The organism is Yinghuangia aomiensis (assembly GCF_039542225.1).
GTDB classification, from domain to species: domain Bacteria; phylum Actinomycetota; class Actinomycetes; order Streptomycetales; family Streptomycetaceae; genus Yinghuangia; species Yinghuangia aomiensis.
In genome coordinates this window covers 222,666-243,564 of the sequence record NZ_BAABHS010000002.1, presented here as the reverse complement: position 1 = coordinate 243,564, position 20,899 = coordinate 222,666, and the positions used below count along the sequence as shown (strand labels likewise).

The 20,899-nt window shown below is 70.7% G+C and carries 18 protein-coding genes; 9 read left to right on the top strand and 9 right to left on the bottom strand.

The genetic code is table 11. The features are described from left to right. Positions 1 to 141: 141 nt before the first annotated feature. From sdhC to ABEA93_RS03515, 4 genes are read left to right on the top strand one after another with little or no spacing between them, the layout of a single operon-like run. A complete protein-coding gene (gene sdhC, locus ABEA93_RS03530; RefSeq protein ID WP_345673754.1) occupies positions 142 to 522 on the top strand; it encodes a succinate dehydrogenase, cytochrome b556 subunit in 381 nt (126 codons plus the stop codon). A 5-nt stretch (positions 523 to 527) separates the two neighbouring features. Further along, a complete protein-coding gene (locus ABEA93_RS03525) occupies positions 528 to 971 on the top strand; it encodes a succinate dehydrogenase hydrophobic membrane anchor subunit (RefSeq protein ID WP_345673753.1) in 444 nt (147 codons plus the stop codon). Between the two features lie 55 nt (positions 972 to 1,026). Continuing rightward, complete coding sequence (sdhA, locus tag ABEA93_RS03520) at positions 1,027 to 2,784, top strand: succinate dehydrogenase flavoprotein subunit (RefSeq protein WP_345673752.1); 1,758 nt, start codon at positions 1,027 to 1,029, stop codon at positions 2,782 to 2,784. Next, on the top strand, positions 2,784 to 3,578 hold the full coding sequence (locus ABEA93_RS03515; RefSeq protein WP_345673751.1) for a succinate dehydrogenase iron-sulfur subunit: 795 nt from the start codon (positions 2,784 to 2,786) through the stop codon (positions 3,576 to 3,578). The genes sdhA and ABEA93_RS03515 overlap by 1 nt, the downstream gene beginning before the upstream one ends. Positions 3,579 to 3,665: 87 nt before the next feature. Here the strand turns inward: ABEA93_RS03515 and ABEA93_RS03510 are convergent, their stop codons facing one another. The 6 genes from ABEA93_RS03510 to mtnA form a co-directional block, all read right to left on the bottom strand. Beyond that, complete coding sequence (locus tag ABEA93_RS03510) at positions 3,666 to 4,289, bottom strand: class II aldolase/adducin family protein (protein ID WP_345673750.1); 624 nt, start codon at positions 4,287 to 4,289, stop codon at positions 3,666 to 3,668. Then, positions 4,286 to 5,485: an S-methyl-5-thioribose kinase gene (mtnK, locus tag ABEA93_RS03505; RefSeq protein ID WP_345673749.1), complete on the bottom strand. Its 1,200-nt coding sequence runs from the start codon at positions 5,483 to 5,485 to the stop codon at positions 4,286 to 4,288. Before mtnK ends, ABEA93_RS03510 begins: the two co-directional genes overlap by 4 nt. A gap of 1 nt (position 5,486) precedes the next feature. Beyond that, positions 5,487 to 6,602, bottom strand: coding sequence for an ABC transporter permease (locus ABEA93_RS03500; RefSeq protein ID WP_345673748.1), 1,116 nt, complete (start codon positions 6,600 to 6,602; stop codon positions 5,487 to 5,489). Then, entirely contained in the window at positions 6,599 to 8,194 is a 1,596-nt protein-coding gene (locus ABEA93_RS03495) for a sugar ABC transporter ATP-binding protein (protein WP_345673747.1), read from the bottom strand. The genes ABEA93_RS03500 and ABEA93_RS03495 overlap by 4 nt, the downstream gene beginning before the upstream one ends. A 177-nt stretch (positions 8,195 to 8,371) precedes the next feature. Then, complete coding sequence (locus ABEA93_RS03490) at positions 8,372 to 9,517, bottom strand: sugar ABC transporter substrate-binding protein (protein WP_345673746.1); 1,146 nt, start codon at positions 9,515 to 9,517, stop codon at positions 8,372 to 8,374. A gap of 41 nt (positions 9,518 to 9,558) precedes the next feature. Next, positions 9,559 to 10,629, bottom strand: a complete 1,071-nt coding sequence (mtnA, locus tag ABEA93_RS03485) for an S-methyl-5-thioribose-1-phosphate isomerase (protein WP_345673745.1) — start codon at positions 10,627 to 10,629, stop codon at positions 9,559 to 9,561. 90 nt (positions 10,630 to 10,719) lie between these two features. On the opposite strand from mtnA, the gene ABEA93_RS03480 reads away from it, so the two are divergent. Continuing rightward, the gene (locus ABEA93_RS03480; protein WP_345673744.1) at positions 10,720 to 11,445 is read left to right on the top strand and encodes a GntR family transcriptional regulator; all 726 of its coding nucleotides are present in this window, start codon (positions 10,720 to 10,722) and stop codon (positions 11,443 to 11,445) included. An 89-nt stretch (positions 11,446 to 11,534) separates the two neighbouring features. Here the strand turns inward: ABEA93_RS03480 and ABEA93_RS03475 are convergent, their stop codons facing one another. Both ABEA93_RS03475 and ABEA93_RS03470 read right to left on the bottom strand, forming a co-directional pair. Then, positions 11,535 to 13,499, bottom strand: a complete 1,965-nt coding sequence (locus tag ABEA93_RS03475) for a bifunctional aldolase/short-chain dehydrogenase (protein ID WP_345673743.1) — start codon at positions 13,497 to 13,499, stop codon at positions 11,535 to 11,537. 120 nt (positions 13,500 to 13,619) lie between these two features. Further along, a complete protein-coding gene (locus tag ABEA93_RS03470; protein WP_345673742.1) occupies positions 13,620 to 14,261 on the bottom strand; it encodes a TetR/AcrR family transcriptional regulator in 642 nt (213 codons plus the stop codon). Positions 14,262 to 14,420: 159 nt separating this feature from the next. Between ABEA93_RS03470 and ABEA93_RS03465 the strand changes: the two genes are divergently transcribed. The 4 genes from ABEA93_RS03465 to ABEA93_RS03450 all read left to right on the top strand — a co-directional run bounded on the left by ABEA93_RS03465 (position 14,421) and on the right by ABEA93_RS03450 (position 19,803). Next, positions 14,421 to 15,917, top strand: coding sequence for an APC family permease (locus ABEA93_RS03465; protein WP_345673741.1), 1,497 nt, complete (start codon positions 14,421 to 14,423; stop codon positions 15,915 to 15,917). A gap of 53 nt (positions 15,918 to 15,970) precedes the next feature. Next, positions 15,971 to 17,578, top strand: a complete 1,608-nt coding sequence (locus ABEA93_RS03460) for an amidohydrolase (RefSeq protein WP_345673740.1) — start codon at positions 15,971 to 15,973, stop codon at positions 17,576 to 17,578. A gap of 148 nt (positions 17,579 to 17,726) precedes the next feature. Then, complete coding sequence (locus ABEA93_RS03455; RefSeq protein ID WP_345673739.1) at positions 17,727 to 19,445, top strand: MFS transporter; 1,719 nt, start codon at positions 17,727 to 17,729, stop codon at positions 19,443 to 19,445. Positions 19,446 to 19,518: 73 nt separating this feature from the next. Next, on the top strand, positions 19,519 to 19,803 hold the full coding sequence (locus ABEA93_RS03450; protein WP_345673738.1) for a hypothetical protein: 285 nt from the start codon (positions 19,519 to 19,521) through the stop codon (positions 19,801 to 19,803). A 5-nt stretch (positions 19,804 to 19,808) separates the two neighbouring features. On the opposite strand, the gene ABEA93_RS03445 is transcribed toward ABEA93_RS03450, so the two are convergent. Continuing rightward, a complete protein-coding gene (locus tag ABEA93_RS03445) occupies positions 19,809 to 20,840 on the bottom strand; it encodes a nucleoside triphosphate pyrophosphohydrolase (RefSeq protein ID WP_345673737.1) in 1,032 nt (343 codons plus the stop codon). Positions 20,841 to 20,899: the final 59 nt, after the last annotated feature.

Below are 20,899 nucleotides of genomic sequence, written 5' to 3'. Positions count from 1 at the left end.
GCGCCCCCGGTCGGGTGGCGGGGCGTTCGATGGCTAGCATGGCGGGGGCCGGAGGAAGGGTCCCGGCCGGGCCGAACCGACTGGCTTGCCGTCCGGCAATGCCGGCCCGGCCCCGTCTACCGCATCCGGAGGGTAGTTTCCGTGCCGGCTGGAACGCTCTACCGCGGCCGGGAAGGCATGTGGTCCTGGGTGGCTCATCGAGTCACCGGCGTCCTCATCTTCTTCTTCCTGTTCGCGCACGTCCTCGACACCGCGCTCGTGCGCGTCTCGCCCGAGGCCTACGACCAGACGATCGAGATCTACAAGAATCCCGTCGTCAACATCATGGAGTACGGCCTCGTCGGGGCCATCCTCTTCCACGCTCTCAACGGCCTGCGCATCATCGCGGTCGATTTCTGGGAGAAGGGCCCCCGCTACCAGAAGCAGATGTTCTGGGTCGTGTGCGGCCTGTGGGTCGCGCTCATGGGCAGCAGCTTCTACTGGGTGCTCGAGCACACGATCCGCGAAATCTTCGGGAGCTGACGACGATGGCACTCATCGAGAACGCTCCCCAGGTCACCGGCGGCGGCCCCTCCATCGAGGCGCCCCGCTCCAAGCGCTCGCCGCGCTCCACCAAGACGAACTTCGAGCTGTACAGCTGGCTGTTCATGCGGCTGTCCGGCATCCTGCTGGTCGTCCTGGTCATCGGCCACCTGATCATCCAGCTCGTCATCGACGGCGGCGTGTCGCGGATCGGCTTCGCGTTCGTGGCCGGCCGGTGGGCCTCGCCGTTCTGGCAGGCCTGGGACCTGATCATGCTGTGGCTCGCCGAACTGCACGGCGTCAACGGCCTTCGCACGATCATCAACGACTACGCGGAGCGCGACCAGAGCCGTTTCTGGCTCAAGGCGCTGCTCTACACGTCCGCGCTGATCGTGCTCTTCACGGGCACCCTGGTGATCTTCACCTTCGACCCGAACATCGGCCAGTAGTCGGCGCGCGACGCGGTCGCTGCGGTACCGAGGACCAGAGGACACAAGTCAGGCCATGCAGATCCACAAGTACGACACCGTCATCGTCGGCGCGGGCGGCGCCGGCATGCGCGCCGCCCTGGAGGCGAGCAAGAACAGCCGCACGGCCGTTCTCACCAAGCTCTACCCGACCCGCTCCCACACCGGCGCCGCCCAGGGCGGCATGTGCGCCGCCCTCGCGAACGTCGAGGAGGACAACTGGGAGTGGCACACCTTCGACACGGTCAAGGGCGGTGACTACCTCACCGACCAGGACGCCGCCGAGATCATGTGCAAGGAAGCGATCGACGCGGTCCTGGACCTGGAGAAGATGGGCCTCCCCTTCTCCCGGACCCCCGAAGGCCGCATCGACCAGCGCCGCTTCGGCGGGCACACCCGCGACCACGGCAAGGCCGCGGTACGCCGGTCCTGCTACGCGGCCGACCGCACCGGCCACATGATCCTGCAGACGCTGTTCCAGAACTGCGTCAAGCAGAACGTGGAGTTCTACAACGAGTTCTACGTCCTCGACCTGCTGCTGGTCGAGGACGCGTTCGGCAACAAGACCACCTCGGGCGTCGTCGCCTACGAGCTGGCGTCGGGCGAGATCCACGTCTTCCAGGCCAAGGCCGTCATCTTCGCGACCGGCGGCTTCGGCAAGGTCTTCAAGACCACCTCCAACGCGCACACCCTGACCGGCGACGGCATGGGCATCGCGTGGCGGCGCGGTCTGCCGCTGGAGGACATGGAGTTCTACCAGTTCCACCCGACCGGCCTCGCGGGCCTGGGCATCCTGCTCACCGAAGGCGCGCGCGGCGAGGGCGGCATTCTCCGCAACGCCGACGGCGAGCGCTTCATGGAGCGGTACGCCCCGACCATCAAGGACCTCGCGCCGCGCGACATCGTCGCCCGGTCGATGGTGCTGGAGGTCCTCGAAGGCCGCGGCGCCGGTCCGAACAAGGACTACGTCTACCTCGACCTGACCCACCTGCCGGCGGAGCAGATCGAGGAGAAGCTGCCGGACATCACCGAGTTCGCGCGCACCTACCTGGGCGTCGAGCCGACCACCGAGCTGGTCCCGGTGTACCCGACCGCGCACTACGCGATGGGCGGCGTCCCGACCAACGTCGAGGCCGAGGTGCTGTCCGACAACACCACGGTGGTGCCGGGCCTGTACGCCGCGGGCGAGGTCGCCTGCGTGTCGGTGCACGGCTCCAACCGCCTGGGCACCAACTCGCTGCTGGACATCAACGTGTTCGGCCGCCGCGCGGGCATCGCCGCCGCGAAGTACGCCGCCACCGCCGACTTCGTCGAGCTGCCGGAGAACCCGGCCGCGACCGTCGTCGAGATGATCGAGCGGCTGCGCGACAGCGAAGGCACCGAGCGGGTCGCCGCGATCCGTGCCGAGATGCAGGAGACGATGGACGCCAACGCCGGCGTCTACCGCACCGAGGAGACGCTCAAGCAGGCGCTCTCCGACATCAAGAACCTGCAGAAGCGCTACAAGAACGTGTCGATCCAGGACAAGGGCAAGCGGTACAACACCGACCTGCTCGAAGCCGTCGAGCTGGGCTTCCTGCTCGACCTCGCGGAGGTCCTGGTCGTCGGCGCCGCCAACCGCAAGGAGTCCCGCGGCGGCCACGCGCGCGAGGACTTCCAGGCGCGCGACGACGTCAACTTCATGAAGCACACGATGGCGTACCGCGAGGTCGACGCGGACGGCGACTACTCGATCCGGCTGGACTGGAAGCCGGTCGTCGTCACCCGCTACCAGCCGATGGAGCGTAAGTACTGATGACTGCCGTGATCGAAGAGACCTCGTCGGGACCCGCGCCGGCCGACAAGCCGGCCCGGGACCACACCCCGATCACCATCACCCTGCGCGTCCGCCGCTTCCTGCCCGACCTGGTCGGCCCGAACGGCGAGCCGCCGGTGCCGTTCTGGCAGGACTTCCAGGTCGAGGCGGACCCGACCGAGCGCATCCTCACCGCGATGCTCAAGGTCAAGGGCGAGCAGGACGGCTCGCTGACGTTCCGCCGGTCGTGCGCGCACGGCATCTGCGGTTCCGACGCGATGCGCATCAACGGCCGCAACCGCCTGGCGTGCAAGACGCTGGTCAAGGACCTCGACGTCACCAAGCCCATCACGATCGAACCGATCAAGGGCCTGGAGGTCGAGAAGGACCTCGTCGTCGACATGGACCCGTTCTTCCAGTCCTTCAAGGACGTGATGCCGTTCCTCATCACGTCCGGCAACGAGCCGACGCGCGAGCGCCTGCAGTCGCCGGAGGACCGCGAGCGGTTCGACGACACGACCAAGTGCATCCTGTGCGCGTGCTGCACGACGTCCTGCCCGGTCTTCTGGACCGACGGCCAGTACTTCGGCCCGGCGGCGATCGTCAACGCCCACCGCTTCATCTTCGACTCGCGGGACGAGGGCGCCGAACAGCGCCTGGAGATCCTCAACGAGAAGGAGGGCGTCTGGCGCTGCCGCACGACCTTCAACTGCACGGACGCATGCCCGCGCGGTATCGAGGTCACCAAGGCCATCCAGGAGGTCAAGCGCGCGCTGATCTTCCGGCGCGTCTGACCCCCGGCACGTGGACGGGCCCGCAACCCTTCGGGGTTGCGGGCCCGTCGCGTTGTCCGGAGCCGCCGGGTCAGTGAGGCGGGACCGTCAGCGATGCACCGCGTGCTCGCGCAACTCCACCGGGAACTCCGTCATCCGGTCCCCCCGCAGCAGCATCCGGTAGGTGTACCGCGCGGCGCTCTCCAAGTTGAGAGCGCCGCGCAGGGCCGCGGCCGGGGTGGGGCCGAGCGTCGAGCAGCCGTGGTGGGCCAGGACGACGCAGTCGGCGCGGCGGGCCGCGTCCGCGGCGGCGTCGGCGAGGGCGGTGGAGCCGTTGGGATGAAACGGGACGCGTTCCACGACCGGGGCATAAGCGACGTGGTCGAGGGTGACTTGGCGGATGCGCTCGCCCATGGCGTCGACGAGGACCGCGTATTCGGGGTGGACGTGGACGATCGCGCCCGCGTCCGGGCGGGTTTGGTAGGTGCGTTGGTGCAGGCGCCATTCGCTGGACGGTTCCGCGCCGTGCAGCACGGCACCGTCCAGCGTCATGACCGCGAAGTCGGACGGCGTCAGGCGGTCGAGACGGCATCCGGTGCCCGTGACGGCGAACGTGTCCGTCCCGGGCACGCGGGCCGACAGGTTGCCCCCGGTGGCCAGCACCAGGCCGGCGTCGACGCTGTCCTGCCCGGCGTCGATCAGCCGGGCGACGACCTCGGCCGCTGCCGTCATCCGGCGGCCCCGAGCGCCTTTCGGCACAGGCCCGCGACGTCTTCGGCACCCAGCGCGGCACGGCCGACGAGGAGGGTGCGGGACAGCCGCAGCATGGCGGACGCGGCGGCGGTGTACGGCGCGTCGTCGAGGGTTTCGACGTCGCTGACCTTGGCCAGACCGACGGTGCGCCGCGCGGCTTCGCAGCCCGCGAAGCCGAAGCAGTCGCGCAGGATCCCGGTCAGCCAGCCGTCCAGGAACACGTCCGGGTAGCCGGCCGGGTCGCGGCGCTCGGGCCAGTGCGCAGTGAAGCGGGCCGCGAAGACCCGCCAGCTCGTCTCGACGGAGCCGAACAGCGCGTCCGCGCGGGCGTCGTCGCCGAGGACCGCGGCGCGCATGCCGGCGAACACCAGGTTCGCCCACAGCATCCCGAGGTCGAAGCCGATCGGCGCGTAGCAGGCGAACTCCGAGTCGAACGCTTTCACCGAGACGCCGTCGCCGCTGCCCCGCACGAACACCGACCCGGTGTGCAGGTCGCCGTGCACGAGCATTTCCTGCCGGGTGAGGAACGCGCGCTTCATGTCCAGCGCGGCCGCCACCCACGCCGCGTCGGCCTGGAGCCCGGCGAGCAGCGGGGCGACGGAGGGGCGGACACTGTTGCGCTCCGCCCCCAGGAACGGCTCGGTGAACACCAGGGCTTCGCTGATCGCGCACAGCTCCGGGTTCGCCGCGGCGGCGGCGCGCAGCCGGAACTCCTCCTCGGTGAGTCCGAGGAAGGACGTGCCGAAGGCGACGTCGGCGACATACTCGCTCAGCCGCTCCACGATGCCGTCGTGCGCGCCGCCCGCGTTGAGCCGGGAGCGGAACACCTCGTGGTCGGACAGGTCTTCGAGCACCAGGACGTTGTGCTCCTCGTCGAAGTCGAGGAGCCTGCACACGTGCTCGGACAGCGCGCCGTGCACGGTGAGCGCCGACGCTTCGCGGGCGGCGCGCAGTTCGGTCATCGGCCACTCGGGTCCGACCAGGCGGACGTACGGGAGCGCCTGCTTGAGGACGACCCGCCGGCCCGCCGCGTCGACGCAGATGAACACCAGGTTGAGGTTGCCGTCGCCGACCTCGGTGACGGTCAGGGTGTCCGCGTCGACGAGGCCGCGCAGCGTCGGGCGGCCCGCGACGTAGCCGGGGACGTCGCCGACGGTCAGCACCACGTCTGCCATGTCAAACCTCCACGCTGGTCTTGCCGGCGCCGCTCTCCGTGGCGGCCGCGGCAGGCGGTGCCACCGTACGGGTCCCGCCGTCGCGGCCCTTGCGCCGCAGGGAGAAGGACATCAGGAGGGCGAAGATCAGCACCAGTCCCTTGATGAGGTCCTGCGTGTAGTACGGGAGGCCGCGCATGGTCAGGCCTTGCAGGATCAGGCCGATGAAGACCGCGCCGACGAAGGTGCCGAGCGCGTTGGGCTTCTTCGCACCGAGGACCGCGAAGCCGACGAGCGTCATGGCCACCGCGTCGAGGAGCGACGAATCGCCCGCGGTCACGTCGCCTTGGCGCAGCCGCGAGGCGAGGATGATGCCGGCGACCGACGCGAGGAGGCCGGAGATGGCGTACGCGGCGAACTTGTAGCGCCGCACCCGGGTACCCGCCAGCCGGGCGGCTTCCTCGTTGCCGCCGACCGCGTAGAACACCCGGCCGTAGCGGGTGCGCTCCAGGAAGACCCACATGAGCAGCGCGATGACCAGGAAGAGGTAGACCGAGATCGGCATCCCGAGCAGCTTCTTGCTGTCGATCGACGTGAAGTCCTCGGTGAACTTGCCCTTCACCACGGTGCCGTCGTTGAGCCGCATGCCGGTGGTGAGGGTCTGGCCGTCGACCAGCCAGCGCTTGAGGCCTTGGATGGTGAACATCGTGCCGAGGGTGGCCAGCAACGGCGGGACGCGCAGGAACACGATGAGCGTGGCGTTGAAGCAGCCCACCAGTAGGCCGACGAGCAGGCAGCCGGCGATGGCCGTGGGGCCGGTCAGCTCGTAATGGATCATCAGCTCGGCGGCCACCGTGACGGACAGGCCGGTGACCGCGCCGACGGACAGGTCCAGGTCGCCGACGATGGCGGTGAGCGTCATGCCCAGCGCGGCGATCGCGGCGACCGACTGGATCTGCAGGATCGAGACGGTGTTGTGCCAGGTGGCGAATCCGGACGCGGTCACGGAGAAGAAGATGCCGAGCCCGACACCGACCATGATCACGCCGTAGCGCACCACGAAGTCGCTGGCGATGCCCAGGACTTCCCGGTTGCTCGCGTTGGCCCGAGTCTTCGGGGCGGATGCCTGCACGTTCATGCACCCCTCTCCTTTCCGGCTGTACCGGGGGTTCGTTGTCCGGGGCCTGCTTCGGGGCCGAGGAATTGCGACGCGCGGATGCTCATCGCGTCGATCAGCCGCTCCCGGGAGGCTTCCGCGAGCGGCATGTCGGCGGTGACCTGCCCGCTGTTGAAGACCACGATGCGGTCGCCGACTTCGAGGGCTTCGTCGACGTCGGAGGTGGCCACGAGGACCGCGGCCGACGACGCGAGTTCGCGGACGATCGCGCCGATGTCGTGCCGGGCGTTGATGTCGACGCCGCGGAACGGCTCGTCGAGCAGAAGTACGCGCGGCTTGCCGAGCAGCCAGCGCCCGATGACGACCTTCTGCTGGTTGCCGCCGGACAGCGTCTCGATGGGCGCGTTCGGCCCGGACGCGACCACGCCGATCTCGCGCATCTTGGCGGCCGCGGCGCGGCGTTCGGCACCGGTGCGCATCAGCGTGCCGGCCGTGAAGTCGGCGGTGAACGGCAGCGTCATCTGGGACGCGAGCGACCAGCCGGGAATGATGGCCTGCTCGTGCCGCGATTCGGGCACCAGGTAGACGCCTTGTCTGATGGCGTCGTGCGGATGTCCGGGCGCGTACGGCTTGCCGTCGAGCGTGCCGCGCCCGGAGGCGGCGCGGCCCGCGCCGAAGACCCATTCGAGCAGTTCGGTCTTGCCGCTGCCGAGGAGGCCGAGCAGCACGGTGACGTGGCCTTGGCGGACGTCGAGCCCGAACGCGGGGGTGTCCGGGAACACCCGCACGCCCTTCAGCGACAGCACGGGCTCCCCGCCGGGCAGCGCGTCGCGTGCCATCTGCGCGGGCGTGCGGTCGAACAGTGCGGTCAGCACCGTCGGCCAGGAGAATCCGGTGCCGTCGGGCTGCGGGTCGAACTCGCCCTGCATGGCACCGTCGCGCAGGACGCCGACACGGTCGCAGAGCTGGTCGATCTCGGCGAGCTTGTGGGTGACGAACAAGACGGTCATGCCGTCCGCGGCGAGCGCGCGCACCAGGTCGAACAGCCGGGCGCTCTCCTCGCTGGACAGCGCGGACGTCGGTTCGTCCAGGATGAGCAGGCGCGGCCGACGCGAGAGCTGCCGGGCGAGCACCAGCAACTGGCGCTCGGAAACGCCGAGTTCGCGGACCGGGGCGCGCAGTGTCGCCTTGTCCAGGTGCATGCCGAGCGTCGCGGCGACCTCCACCGCTTGCGCTTCGGTGCGACGACGGCTGAACAGCACCGGCGACGAGCCGTCGCTGAGCCGGTCGAGCGCGAGGTTCTCCGCGACCGTCATGTCGAGGATGACCCCGTCGTTCGGGTTCTGGTGCACGGTGCCGATGCCGCTGCGCTGGGCGGCGAGCGGGTCCGGGAAGACGACGGTCTCGCCGTCCCTGAGGATCGAGCCGCCGTCGGGCGCCTCGGCACCCGAAAGCACCTTGATGAGCGTGGACTTGCCCGCTCCGTTGGCGCCCATCAGGCCGTAGATGGAGCCCTTTTCCAGGGTGAAGCTGACACCGCGCAGCACCCGGTTCGGTCCGTAGCTCTTCTCGATGCCGCGGACGTCGAGGACCGGGCTGGATTCCTGCCGCAAGGGTGCCTCCTTTCCGGACGTGCCACGGATGTTCGGGGAGCCGGCCGGTTGGGGGTGGGCGAGGGGTGGTCGGGGCGGTCGGAACCGCGGCGCGGGCCGACAGGGGACGCGGCCCGCGCGACGCGGTTCCGACCGGGGCGCGCCGCCGGCGGTCGGCCGGCGGCGCGGTCTGCGGGATCAGCCGGTGGGCTGGACCTGCGGGATCCAACCGGCGCCGAGGTAGTCGGGCGTGGTCAGTTCGGGAAGGCCCTTGCGCAGGTCCTCCATGTTGGTGATGTTCTTCTCGCGCAGCTGGTCCTGGGTGATCAGCGCGGCGGGGATCGTCATCTTCTGCGGCATCTGCACGCCGCCCGCCTGGGCCACCGCGGCGCGGGCCACGATCTGGCCGACGTTGGACGGGTCGGTGGCCGCGGTGGCGCGCCACGGGCTGTCGGCCTGGGTCATGAGCTGGATGTCGGCGGTGGAGATGTCCACGCCGTACACCTTGACCTTGGACATGCCGTTCTGGCGCAGGGCGATGAGCGTGCCCTTGGCCAGTTCGTCGTACGCGGCGAACGCGAGGGTGGTGTCCTTGGCGCCGGTGAGCGCCGACGCGCCTTCGCTGGCGGTGTCCGCGGCGACCGACTCGGTGTACTTCCCGAACTTCGCGGACTGCGTGAAGGAGGGGTTGTCCTTGAGGAACTGCTTGTAGACCGCGTCGCGCGAGTCCAGCGGCGCGATACCCGAGACGTTGACGTAGGCGACCTTGCCGCCGCTCGCGTTCTCCTGCTTCATGAAGCCGAGGATCTTGTTCGCGATGGACGCGTCGTCCTGCGAGATGTAGACGGCCTTGCAGTTGGAGATCGCGACGTCGTAGACGACGACCGGGATGCCCTTGCTGATGGCCAGGTCGATCTTCGGGTTGACCGAGTCGGCGAGGCCGTGGTCGACGATGATGACGTCCGGCTTGGTGTTGATCGCCTCGTCGAACTGGCTGACCTGGGTGGCGTTGTTGCCGCGCGCGTCGTAGACGGTGACCTCGCCGCCCGCGGCGCGGATCTGCTTGGTCGCGCCGTTGCCCCACTGCTCGAAGTAGTCGCCGACGCCGGACTGGCGGACCAGGGCGACCTTGAAGCTCGCCTTGAGCCCGGCCGGCTTGTCGGCGGGCAGTTTGAAGGCGTTGTCGACGGTTCTGTTCGTCGTGCACGAGGACGAGCCGCCGCCCCCGCCCGGGGCACCGCTCGAGGCGGCGTCGTTCTTGTCGTCGGTGTTCTGCGAGCAGCCTGCCAGTACGGAAACGCCGAGGGCTGCGGCGGCCAGCACGCGTATCGCCGGTGACTTCATCCTGGTCTCCTCGTCGGGGGGACGGTCGTGAGGGGCGGTGCTCAGTCCGCGGGACCGGCGGGGGCCGGCTTGTCCGCGGGGGTCTCCTTGGCGGCGGTGTCGACGACGCGCGTGTCGGTGACGATCGCCGTGATCAGATCGACGGGCGTGACGTCGAAGGCCGGGTTGACCGCGGTGGCGCCCGCGGGGGCGGTGCGCACACCGTGGAAGTCGACGACCTCGGCGGTGCCGCGGTCCTCGATGTGGATGGCGTCGCCGTCCGGGGTGGCGACGTCGACGGTGCTCTCCGGTGCGACGACCAGGAACGGCACGCCGGCACGCTGGGCGGCCAGGGCGACGGCGAACGTGCCGATCTTGTTGGCCGTGTCGCCGTTGGCCGCGATGCGGTCCGCGCCGACCAGCACGGCGTCGATGCCGCCGCGCGCCAACGTGATGGCCGCCGCGGAGTCGACGATCAGGTCGTACCGGGCGCCCATGCGGTCCAGCTCCCACGCGGTGAGCCGGGCGCCCTGCAGCAGCGGGCGGGTCTCGCAGGCGACGGCGCGCGCGAGGCGCCCGTCGGTGTGCAGCTTCTCGATGACGCCGAGCGCGGTGCCGTGTTCGACCGCGGCGAGCGCGCCGGTGTTGCAGATGGTCATCACCGTCAGCTCGGGCTTCCCCGGCACCAGCCGGGCCAGCAGCTCGGCGCCGCGGTCCGCCATGGCCGCACAGGCGGCGATGTCGTCGTCGCGGACCTTGAGCGCGGCTTCCAGCGCCGCCCAGGGCCCGCCCGCGTCGTACGCGGCGAGCGCGGTGTCGACGCCCCACGCGAGGTTGACCGCGGTCGGCCGGGCGGCGCGCAGCGCGTCGATCTCGGCGCGCGCGGCGCGGTCCGCGGCCGGGTCCGCGGCGGGATCGTCCGGCAGGCCCCGCACCGCGAGCGCGACACCCATGGCGCCGGCCACGCCGAGCGCGGGGGCACCGCGCACCGCGAGGCGCCGGATCGCGTCGATGAGCGTGTCGACGCTGTCGATGCGGAGGTCGACGAGGTTCTCCGGCAGCTTGGTCTGGTCGATCAGCCTGATGTGCTCGGGGCTGTCCCCCTGCGCGGGTACCCAGTCGATGGTGCGCATCCGCCCCGCCTCCGTTCCTCGTAAACCCGGTCTCGTCGACCAAGTGAGGCGAAGTTGTCAGACGACTTGGGAACTGTCAAGATGTTACGCATGGCGACCCACATCCGGAGGCCGCTGGCCGACGACATCGTCCGGTCCCTCAAAGCCCGGATCCGCGACGGGGATTACCCCCCGGGTACGCGACTGCCCACCGAAGCCGAGCTGTGCAAGCGCTTCGGGGTGTCGCGTGCCACCGTGCGGACCGCGCTCAAGGAGCTGCACGTCCTCGGCCTGATCCGCACGCAGCAGGGCGCGGGCACGTTCGTGCTCGACCAGCCTTCGGTGCAGGACGGCCTGGAGCGCATGGGGTCGATCACCGAGCGGATCAGAGCGAGCGGCAAGGTGCCCGGGCACGAGTACGGCCGGCGCACCCTGCGCCAGGTGCTGCCCGACGAGGCGGAGCGGATGGGCGTGCCCGCGGACACCGAAGTCCTGGAGCTGCGGCGGCGGATCACCGCGGACCACGATGTGGTGGCGTACTCGTACGACCTGATCCCGCGCGACCTGTTCCCCGCCGATTTCGACCCCGACACCCTGTCCGGGTCGATGTTCGCGGCGTTCGAGAACCTGCTCGGGCTGCACCCCACGCTCGGCCTGGCCAAGGTGCACGCGGTCATGTCGGCGCACATCGCGTGGGGGCCGGACGCGGCCAAGCACCGGCTGTTCGTGCTGCTCGACCAGCTGCACTACGACGCGGCGCACACGCTGCTGGCGTACTCGAAGACGTACTTCGTGGAAGGCGCGTACGAGTTCCAGATCGTGCGCACCAGCGACTGACCCCGGACACCCGCGGAAAGGCCCGGAGGCGGCTGCCTCCGGGCCTTTCCGCGCCTCCCCTGGCTCCTCGGCCTTGGGGACTCCGGTACTCAGACCACGCGGTCGCTGCCGCCGTCGACCGGGAGCTGGGCGCCGGTGGTGGCACGGAAGTCGTCCGAGCACAGCCGCACGACGGCGTTGGCGACGTCGGCGCTCGCCACCTCGATGTGCAGCAGGTTGCGGCGCTTGTACTCGTCGGGCGTCAGGCCGTAGCTCGCCGCCCGTTCCGCGATCACCTCGGGCGTCCACAGCCCGGTGTCGAAGACCGCGTCCGGGTGCACGACATTGACCCGGATGCCGTCCGCCGCCCACTCCAGCGCGGCGACCCGGGCGAGCTGCGTGACGGCGGCCTTGGACGCCGAGTACGCGACCGCACCGGGGCCGGGCGCCGGGACGTTCTTGGACGCGATGAGGGCGACCCGGCCGCCGCGCGGGGCCAGCGCCAGCAACGGGTGGATCTCGCGGAACAGCACCGCGACGGCCTCGGTGTTGACGGACATCGACCGCCGCCAGGTGTCCGTGTCCAAGGCGGCGATCGGCATGCCGGATGCGAACACGCCCGCGCTGGGCACCGCGATGTCCAGGCCGCCGAACCGCGTCACCGCGGCGTCCAACGCCGCGCCGACCGCGTCCGCGTCGGTGACGTCGACGCGCTGCCCGAGGTATTCGGGGCTGTCGGAGAGCGTCTCGGCGGCTTCGTGGAGGTCCCATCCGACGACGCTCGCGCCCGCGGCCAGCAGTGCCCGGGCGCACGCCCGCCCGATGCCCGACGCGGCGCCGGTGACCAGCGCGACCTCGCCGGCGAACGCGGGAGGGGCGCCGGCGCGGCGGAGCTTGGCCTGTTCGAGGTCCCAGTACTCCAGATCGAAGATGTGGGCCTCGGAGGCGGGTTGGTAGCCGCCGAGTTCCTCGGCCTTGGCGATCACGTCCATCGTGTGCAGGTAGATGTCGCGGGCGATGTCGGAGTCCTTCGCGCGGCGGCCCGCGGTGAGCATGCCGAGCCGCGGGTCCAGGACCACGCGCGGCGCCGGGTCGAGCCGGTTCAGCTCGGTGCCGCGGCGGGTGTGGTTGCGGCCGAAGTACGCGTCGTAGTCGGCCGCGTAGGCCTCGACGTCCGTCCCGACGAGCGCGGTGCGTTTGGTGCGGATGACGTGGTCGGGCGTCGCGGGACCACGGGTGGCGACCGCGGCCAGGTCGTCGCGGGCGACGAACGCGGCGGTGGCCTCGTCGGTGTGTCTGCCGACCACCATCGGGTGACCGGCCGCGCCGCTGACCGCCCTGCGCAGCGCGGCGAGTTCGGTACGCGGCACGTCCGGCAGCGCGGGTGCGGGGCGGGGCGCGGTGCGGCCGGTGTGCGCGGCGAGGTACTCCTCGGCGCGGGTGATGAGGTCGATGTGCCGGGTGTACGCCTCCTCCGTGCGGTCGCCGAAGGTGAACAGGCCGTGGTTGAGCAGGACCATGCCGACGGTGCCGTCGTGGGACCGCTTCGGCCAGAGCCGGGCGCACGCGACGGCCAGGTCGAAGCCGGGCATCACGTAGGGCACCATGACGACCTCGTCGCCGAAGACCTCGCGGATGACGTCTTCGCCGTTCGCCAGGTTGGTGAGCGAGAGGATCGCGTCGGCGTGGCTGTGCTGCACCGCGCGGTGCGGCAGCATCGCGTGCAGCAGGGCCTCGACGGAGGGGTCGGGCGCGGCCGCGTCGAGGAGCGCGCAGCGCAGTTCGTTGACCATCTGCGGGTCGGACAGCGCGGGCACCCCGAGCAGTTCGCGCAGCCGGGCGAGGCGGAGCGGGGCGAAGCCGTTCGTGCCGATCGTGGCGAGGTCGTGGCCGCTGCCCTTGACGTGCAGGACCTCGACGTCGGCACCGGTCACGTCGGCGACCGTGGCTTTGACGGAGGTGTTGCCGCCGCCGTGCAGCACCAGGGTCGGCTCGGCGCCGATGAGCCGGGACCCGTACGCGCACTCCTCCAGCGGGCTCCCGCCGGCCTCCGCATCCGTCCATCGATTGCGCATGGGTGAGCCGCCCCTCTCGATCAGGTGCATCAGGCAATGTCACGGCAAGTTGTCTGACAACCTAGAAGAGGCTGGGGGTGAGGTCAACAGACAACCGGGCCACGCCGCGGGTGCGGGGGGTTATGCCGGCCCGTCCGTCAGCGCCGCCAGTCGTGCGGCCAGACCGTCGATCAGCGCCGCCAGCCCCAGTTCGAAGGCGACCTCGGCGCGGCCCGCCTTGGCGGTGCCGGCGGCGCGCAAGGCCGCGGCGAGCTGCGGGACTTCGTGCTCGCGTTCGGCGACGTCGATCATCACGTCCGGGGCGGCCTGGTCGAAGGACGCGCCGACCAGGAAGTTCTCCACCGATGTCAGCACCGGCACGATCGTCTCGGGCGGCCATCCGCCGCGGGCAAGCGCGTCGACGACAGTTTCGAACATGTCCAGGGTGGCGGGCGAGGTGACCGTGGTCGTGGTGATCAGCCCGATGACGTTGGGATGCCGGGCGAACGCCGTGCGGTAGGAGCGGCCCCACGCGATGAGCGCTTCCGACCACGGCCGGTCGGCGAAGCCGCTCATGTCCATTTCGTCGACGATGAGCACGCGGATGCCCTCGACGATCGCCGGGCGCCCGTCCACATGGTTGTACAGCGACGCCGACTTCACCCCGAGCCGGGCGGCGAGCTTCGGCATGCTGAAGGCCTCGACGCCGTCGGCATCTATCAGCGCGAGCGCCTCGCGCACGATCAGGTCGGCGCTCAGGAGCGCGCGGCGCGGCCTGCCCATGGCGGCTTACTCCTCGGTGGCGATCGGGCACGCCCGCGGCGGGGCATTGCGGGACAAGTTTTGCACCTTTTCCAAGACGCGGGGTCTATGCGCCCGGGCGGTCTGGCAGTACGGTCGGCGCACTAAAACTGCAGCCTGTAGTTTTCCATGGAGACGCCCATGACCATGCACGGCACCCCTCCCCCGCCCGGCGCCGACGCTGCCGTGCCGACCTCCTCCGCCCCCTCCGGCGAAGGACATCTGACCCGCGGCGCGATCGGCACCGGCGACCTGGTGTTCTTCGTCGTCGCCGCGGCCGCGCCGCTCACGGTCATCGCCGGCGGCGCGCCGCTCGCCATCGGCATGGGCGGAAAGGCCACCCCGTTCGGCTACTTCGTGTCCGGCCTGCTGCTGATGTGCTTCGCGGCCGGGTTCACCGCGATGAGCCGGTACGTGCGCAACGCCGGCGCCTTCTACGCCTACATCGGCCAGGGCATCGGCCGCCCCGCGGGCGTCGGCGCCGCCTATGTCGCGATCCTCGCCTACAACATGGTCGAGGTCGGCCTGCTGGCCGGCTTCGGGTTCTTCGCCGAAACCGGCATCGACAGCGTGTTCGGCTTCCACATGGTCTGGTGGGCCTGGTCGCTGATCGGCCTCGTCGCAATCGGCGCGCTCGGCTATCTCAAGGTCACCTTGAGCGCCAAGGTGCTCGGCGTCGCGCTGGTCCTGGAGTGCCTCATCCTGCTCGTGCTCGACGGCGGCATCTTCGCCGACGGCGGCGGTCCGCAGGGCCTCGACTTCACCGTCTTCAACCCGAGCCACCTCGGCGACAGCGGCGTCGGCGGCATGTTCGTACTGGCGATAGGCGCGTTCGTCGGGTTCGAGGCGACCGCGATCTACGCCGAGGAGGCCAAGGACCCGGCCCGTTCGGTGCCGCGCGCGACCTACATCGCGGTGGGCTTCCTCGGCATCTTCTACGCGTTCTCCGTGTGGATGGTCCTCAACGCCTACGGCTCGGACAACGCACAGGCCGTCGCGCAGGGCGAGGGCGGCCCGGACATGGTGTACACCGCGGCCGGCCACTTCGTCGGGCAGTGGGCGTCCGACACGATGCACGTCCTCATCATCACCAGCGCCTTCGCGGCCACGCTCGCCTTCCACAACGGCGCCGCGCGCTACTTCTACGCGATGGGCCGCGAGGGCCTCATGCCGCGCAAGCTCGCCACCATCGACCGCCGCATGGAGTCGCCGGTGGTCGCCGTGGTCGCGCAGTCGGCGCTGGCGCTGATCGGCGTCCTGGTCACGATCGCGGTCGACGCGGACCCGTACATGATCACGTTCCTGTGGACCAATGCGACCGGCATCCTCGGTGTCATGGCCATGCAACTGCTCGCCGCACTCGCGGTCATCGGCTACTTCCGCAAGGACCGCCGCGGATTCCCGGTATGGCGCGTCGTCGTCGCACCGATCGTCGCGGTCGTCGGCCTCGGCTACATGATCTACAAGGTCGTCGACGGTTTCGACATGCTGACCGCGTCCGGCGACTCGACGAACGCCGCGCTCATCGTGCCGATCCCGGTGGTGTTCGTCATCGGCGTCGTGGTCGCGCTGAGCATCCGGGCACGGCAGCCGGAACGTTATGCAAAGCTCACCACGGTCGACGTCGAACGCGACTGACGCGCCTCACCCCGAACGCAGCAAAACCCCGGCACGACAAGGAAATCGACGCAGTGTCCGACTCCTGGCTGTTCCGCGGCACGATCCGCACCGGAGACCCGCACCACGGCGACACCGACGCACTGGCCGTGCGCGGCGGAAGAATCGTGGCGGTGGGCGACGCCGCGGCGGGCTTCGCCGCCGACCACGTCGTGGACCTCGGCGCCGGCATCCTGATGCCGGCGTTCGGGGACGGGCACGCGCACCCGATGTTCGGCGGGCTGGAGCACTTCGGCCCGCAGATCAAGGGCCTGGCCTCGGTCGACGCCATCGTCGCCGAGGTCGGACGCTGGGCTGCCGCACATCCGGACGAGGACTGGATCGTCGGCGCCAGCTACGACCCGGCGCTCGTGCCGGACGGCGCGTTCGACGCGCGGTGGCTGGACGCCGTGGTCCCGGACCGGCCCGTCGTGCTGCGCGCGTACGACTACCACACGGTGTGGTGCAACTCCGAGGCGCTGCGGCGCGCCGGGGTCACGGCGGACCTGCCCGATCCGCGGCTCGGCTGGATCGTCCGCCGCCCGGACGGCTCCGCGCTCGGCACGCTGCGCGAATGGCACGCCTGCGACCTGGTGTTGGACCGGATCCCGGGCCGGCCGACCGAGGAACTCGTGGACGCGTTGCGGATCGCCGGACGCACGTTCGCCGCGGCAGGCGTCACCTGGGTGCAGGACGCCTGGGTGGAGCCGGAGATGGTCGGCCCGTACCTCGCCGCGGTGCGTGCGGACGCCCTGCATGTGCGCACCAACCTGGCCTTTCGCGCCGACCCGGACCGGCACCTCGACGCGCAGCGGGACGTCTTCACCGCGGCCCGGCGCCGGGTCGCCGCGGAAGGCCGCGGGCTGTTGACCGCGAACACCGTGAAATTCTTCGCGGACGGTGTCATCGAGTCGGGCACTGCCGCCATGCTGGAGCCGTACTGCGATGCCCCGCATTCGTGCGGCATGCCGGTCTGGAATCCCGAGCAACTCACCGATGCCGTGGTGGCGTTCGACGCGGTGGGCTTCCAAGTGCACATTCATGCGATCGGGGATGCCGGAGTCCGTGCGGCCCTCGACGCCATTGCCGCGGCGAAGATCGCCAATCCGGAGTGGGACCGGCGTCCGGTGATCGCCCATGTGCAGCTCGTCGATCCCGCCGATCTGGTGCGCTTCGCGGCCTTGGGCGTGATCGCCAACTTCGAGCCGCTGTGGGCGCAACTCGACCCGCTGCAAACGGTTCTGACGGTCCCCCGACTGGGCGGCAAGCGGGCCGATCTGCAGTACCCGATGGGCGACTTGGCGCGCCGCGGGGTCGCGTTGTCGTTCGGCAGCGACTGGCCGGTCAGCTCGCACGTGCCGATGGAGGGCGTGCAGATCGCGGTCACCCGCCGCACCGCGGACGGCGCGCCGACGCCGGAGGGCTGGACACCGCATCAACGGCTGTCCGTCGACGAGGCGTTGGACGCGTACACCACCGGGGTCCCGCACCAGGCTTTCGCGGACGACCGGCGCGCCGGGCTGGTGCCGGGCGCGCCCGCGGACCTGGTGTGGCTCGACCGGGATCCGCGGACCGCCGACCCGATGGCGCTCTCCGCGACGGCCGTTCTCGGGACGTGGCTGGGCGGCATCCGCAAGTACTGACCCAGGGCTTCCGGGGGCTTCCGGGGGCTTCCGGAGACGGTGCTTTGTCGCTGTGCCGACCCCGGTGCCGGGCCCTCTGAACGCACTTGTCACAATCGCACATGCGGCGGTTCGTGCGGACACGTGTGCGACCAAATGGGGGCAATACATGGCCAATACCATGGACGTGGCAATACCCGGCACCGGCGACGACGCCCCGCCGGAGCCCGACCGCAAACGGTGGATTGCCCTGGCGGTCGTGCTGACCGCGGGGTTCATGGATCTGCTCGACGTCACGATCGTGAACGTGGCGATCCCCGCCATCCAGGACGAACTCGGCGCGAGCTACGCGTCGGTGCAGTGGATCGCGGCGGCTTACGCGCTGTCCTTCGCCGTCGTGCTCATCACCGGCGGCCGGCTCGGCGACATCTTCGGCCGCCGCAGATTGTTCGTCATCGGCATGGCGGGCTTCACCTTCGCCTCGCTGCTGTGCGGGGTGGCGACGGGGCCCGGGATGCTCATCGGGGCACGGGCGTTCCAGGGGCTGATGGCGGCGATCATGGTGCCGCAGATCCTGGCCATCGCACATGTGTCCTTCCCGCCGTCGGAACGCGGCAAGGTCTTCGGGATGTACGGGGCGGTCGCCGGGATGGCCGCGATCAGCGGCCCGATCGTCGGCGGACTCCTCATCCAGGGCGACGTGTTCGGCTGGGGCTGGCGGCCGATCTTCCTGGTCAACATCCCCGTCGGCATCCTGGGGATCGTCGCCACGCTGATGTTCGTCCGCGAATCGAAGGCGCCGCACGCGTTGAAGCTCGACCTCGTGGGGGTCGGGCTGGTCACGTCCGGGCTGCTGATGCTCGTCTATCCGCTCGTGCAGGGGCGGGAACTCGGCTGGCCGTGGTGGACGTTCGCCTTGATGATCGGCTCGCTGCCGGTCTTCGGGGTCTTCGTCGGGTACGAGCACCGCAAGACCCGCCGGGACGGGTCGCCGCTGGTCGAGCTGGGGCTGTTCCGGGCCCGGTCGTTCTCGGTGGGCATGGTCGTGCTGCTGCTGTTCCAGGGCTGCATGGCGGCGTTCTTCCTCACCTGGTCGCTGTACCAGCAGCTGGGCTTGGGATGGTCGCCGCTGCACGCGGGCCTCGCCGGGGTGCCGTTCTCGCTCGGGGTGTCGGTCGCGGCGGGTCTGTCGATCCAGTTCCTGGTGCCGAGGCTCGGGCGCAACGTGCTGAGTCTGGGCGCGCTCGTGCTGGCCGGCGGACTGGTCGCCTATGCGTGGGCCGTCGACCACTTCGGGATCGGGATCTCGGCGTGGCAGATGCTGATTCCGCTGGTGGTGATGGGGCTCGGCATGGGCCTGCTGCTGCCGCCGCTGGCCGACACGGTGCTGTCGGGTGTGGCGCCGAAGGATGCGGGTTCGGCGTCCGGCGTGCTCAACGCGGTGAACCAGCTCGGCAACGCGATCGGCATCGCGGTGGTCGGCGTGGTGTTCTTCGGTCTGATGACGGCGCAGTCCGGCCCGGCGGCGGCCAAGGCGGTCCCGGACCTGCGCCGCGACCTCGCCGCCGCCGGCATCGTCGGCCCCGACCAGGACTTCCTGGTAAAAGCTTTCCGCACCTGCGTCCACGACCGCGCCGACGAGCAGGACCCGGCCGTCGTCCCGGCGTCCTGCGACGACAGCAAGCTGAGGTCCCTGCCGCAGCCGCTGCAGGACCGGGTCCGCACCGCGGTGGACAAGGCCGGCGCCACGGCGGGCGCCACCGACTTCGCTCGGTCCTTCCAACGCAACCTGTACGGCGTCGCGGGCGGCCTGGGCCTGGTGTTCGTCCTGATCCTGGCGCTGCCGAAACGGGTGGAGAACGTGCACGAGGGCGTGCACGTGGGGTGACGGCCGACGCCCGGGGCGCTGCCGGCGCCCCGGGCTACGCTATGGCCAGTACAGCCGCCAGTGGGGAGGACCCGTGTCCGACCAGCTTTACCGCGTCGATTTCACCGAGGCCGCGGCCGAGGTCCGTGACAGCCTGCCTGCCGAGCGCCGGGCCATGCTGGATCGCGGGGTGCGCGTGCTCGCGCGCGACCCGTTCAACAAGACGGCGACCGGCCCCATCGGCCCCGACGACAGCTATCGCAAGGCCTACGTCGCGCCGGGCCTCGTCCTGGAATACACCGTCGTGGCCCAAGTGCTGGTCGTGATCGTGATGCAACTGTTCGACGAAACGGCCTACCTGATCGACCAGGACATATAGCGCCGTCAGTCCTCCCCCGGCGTGCCCTCCGCCGCGCGGATGCGGTCGCGGTGGCGCAGGGCGGCGGCGCGGAGGGCGGTCTCCGGGTCGATGCCGTGGGCGGCGGCCAGGTCGGTGACGGTGAGGAGCAGGTCGCCGACGGCGGCGGCGTCGACGGTGTCCGGGGCGGCGATCGTGCCGGGAACCGGGACGTCGAGATCGCCGCGGCGGGTGCGGGAGATCAGCTTGGCGGCGAGGGACAGCGCGGGCTGGCCGAGCGGGATGCCGTCGACGATCGACTCGCGCTCGGTCTTCTCCGCCGACTTGATCTCTTCCCAGTTGCGTTCGACGTGCTCCGCGGTCTCCGCGACGACATCGCCGAACACGTGCGGGTGGCGGTGCATCAGCTTGTCGACGATGCCCGCCGCGACGTCGTCGATGCCGAACGGGTCGTCCGCGTCCTCCTCGGCGACCCGGGCGTGGAACACCACTTGCAGCAGCACGTCGCCGAGTTCCTCGCGCAGGTGCGCGCGGTCGCCCGAGTCGATCGCGTCGACCAGCTCGTACGCCTCCTCGACGAGGTAGCGCACCAGCGACTCGTGGGTCTGCTTCGCGTCCCACGGGCAGCCGCCCGGCGACCGCAGCCGGTCCATCACCGCGACCAGGTCCAGCACCCGCGCGCCCGGCAGGTCCCACGAACCGGGCACCACCTCGATCACCGGGAACGCCTCCGGATCGGCCGCCGACGCCTGCGCGAGGGCCGCGCCCAGCTCCGGGTCGCCGTCCGACGCGGACAGCCACAGCACCCGGCCGGACCGCGCGTCCGCGAGCAGGCGGTGGACGAGGCCCCCGACCGGCACCTCCCCGACGACGGTCACGTCGACCCCGGCCTCGCGCAGGTAGGGAAGCTGCGGGTGCCCCGCCTCCCCGGTCAGCACCTGGTCCGCCTCGCGCAGCACCTGCCACGCGGGCCAGGACAGCAGCCCGGGGGCCACCCGGTGCGTGCCGGTCAGCAGGATCAGACGGGGCGAAGCGGCAGTGGGGCTGAGATCACTCACGGGATCACCGTACGCGGATCGGCGGGCACGCCGCCGGGCATATCGTCCCGGCGTCGTCC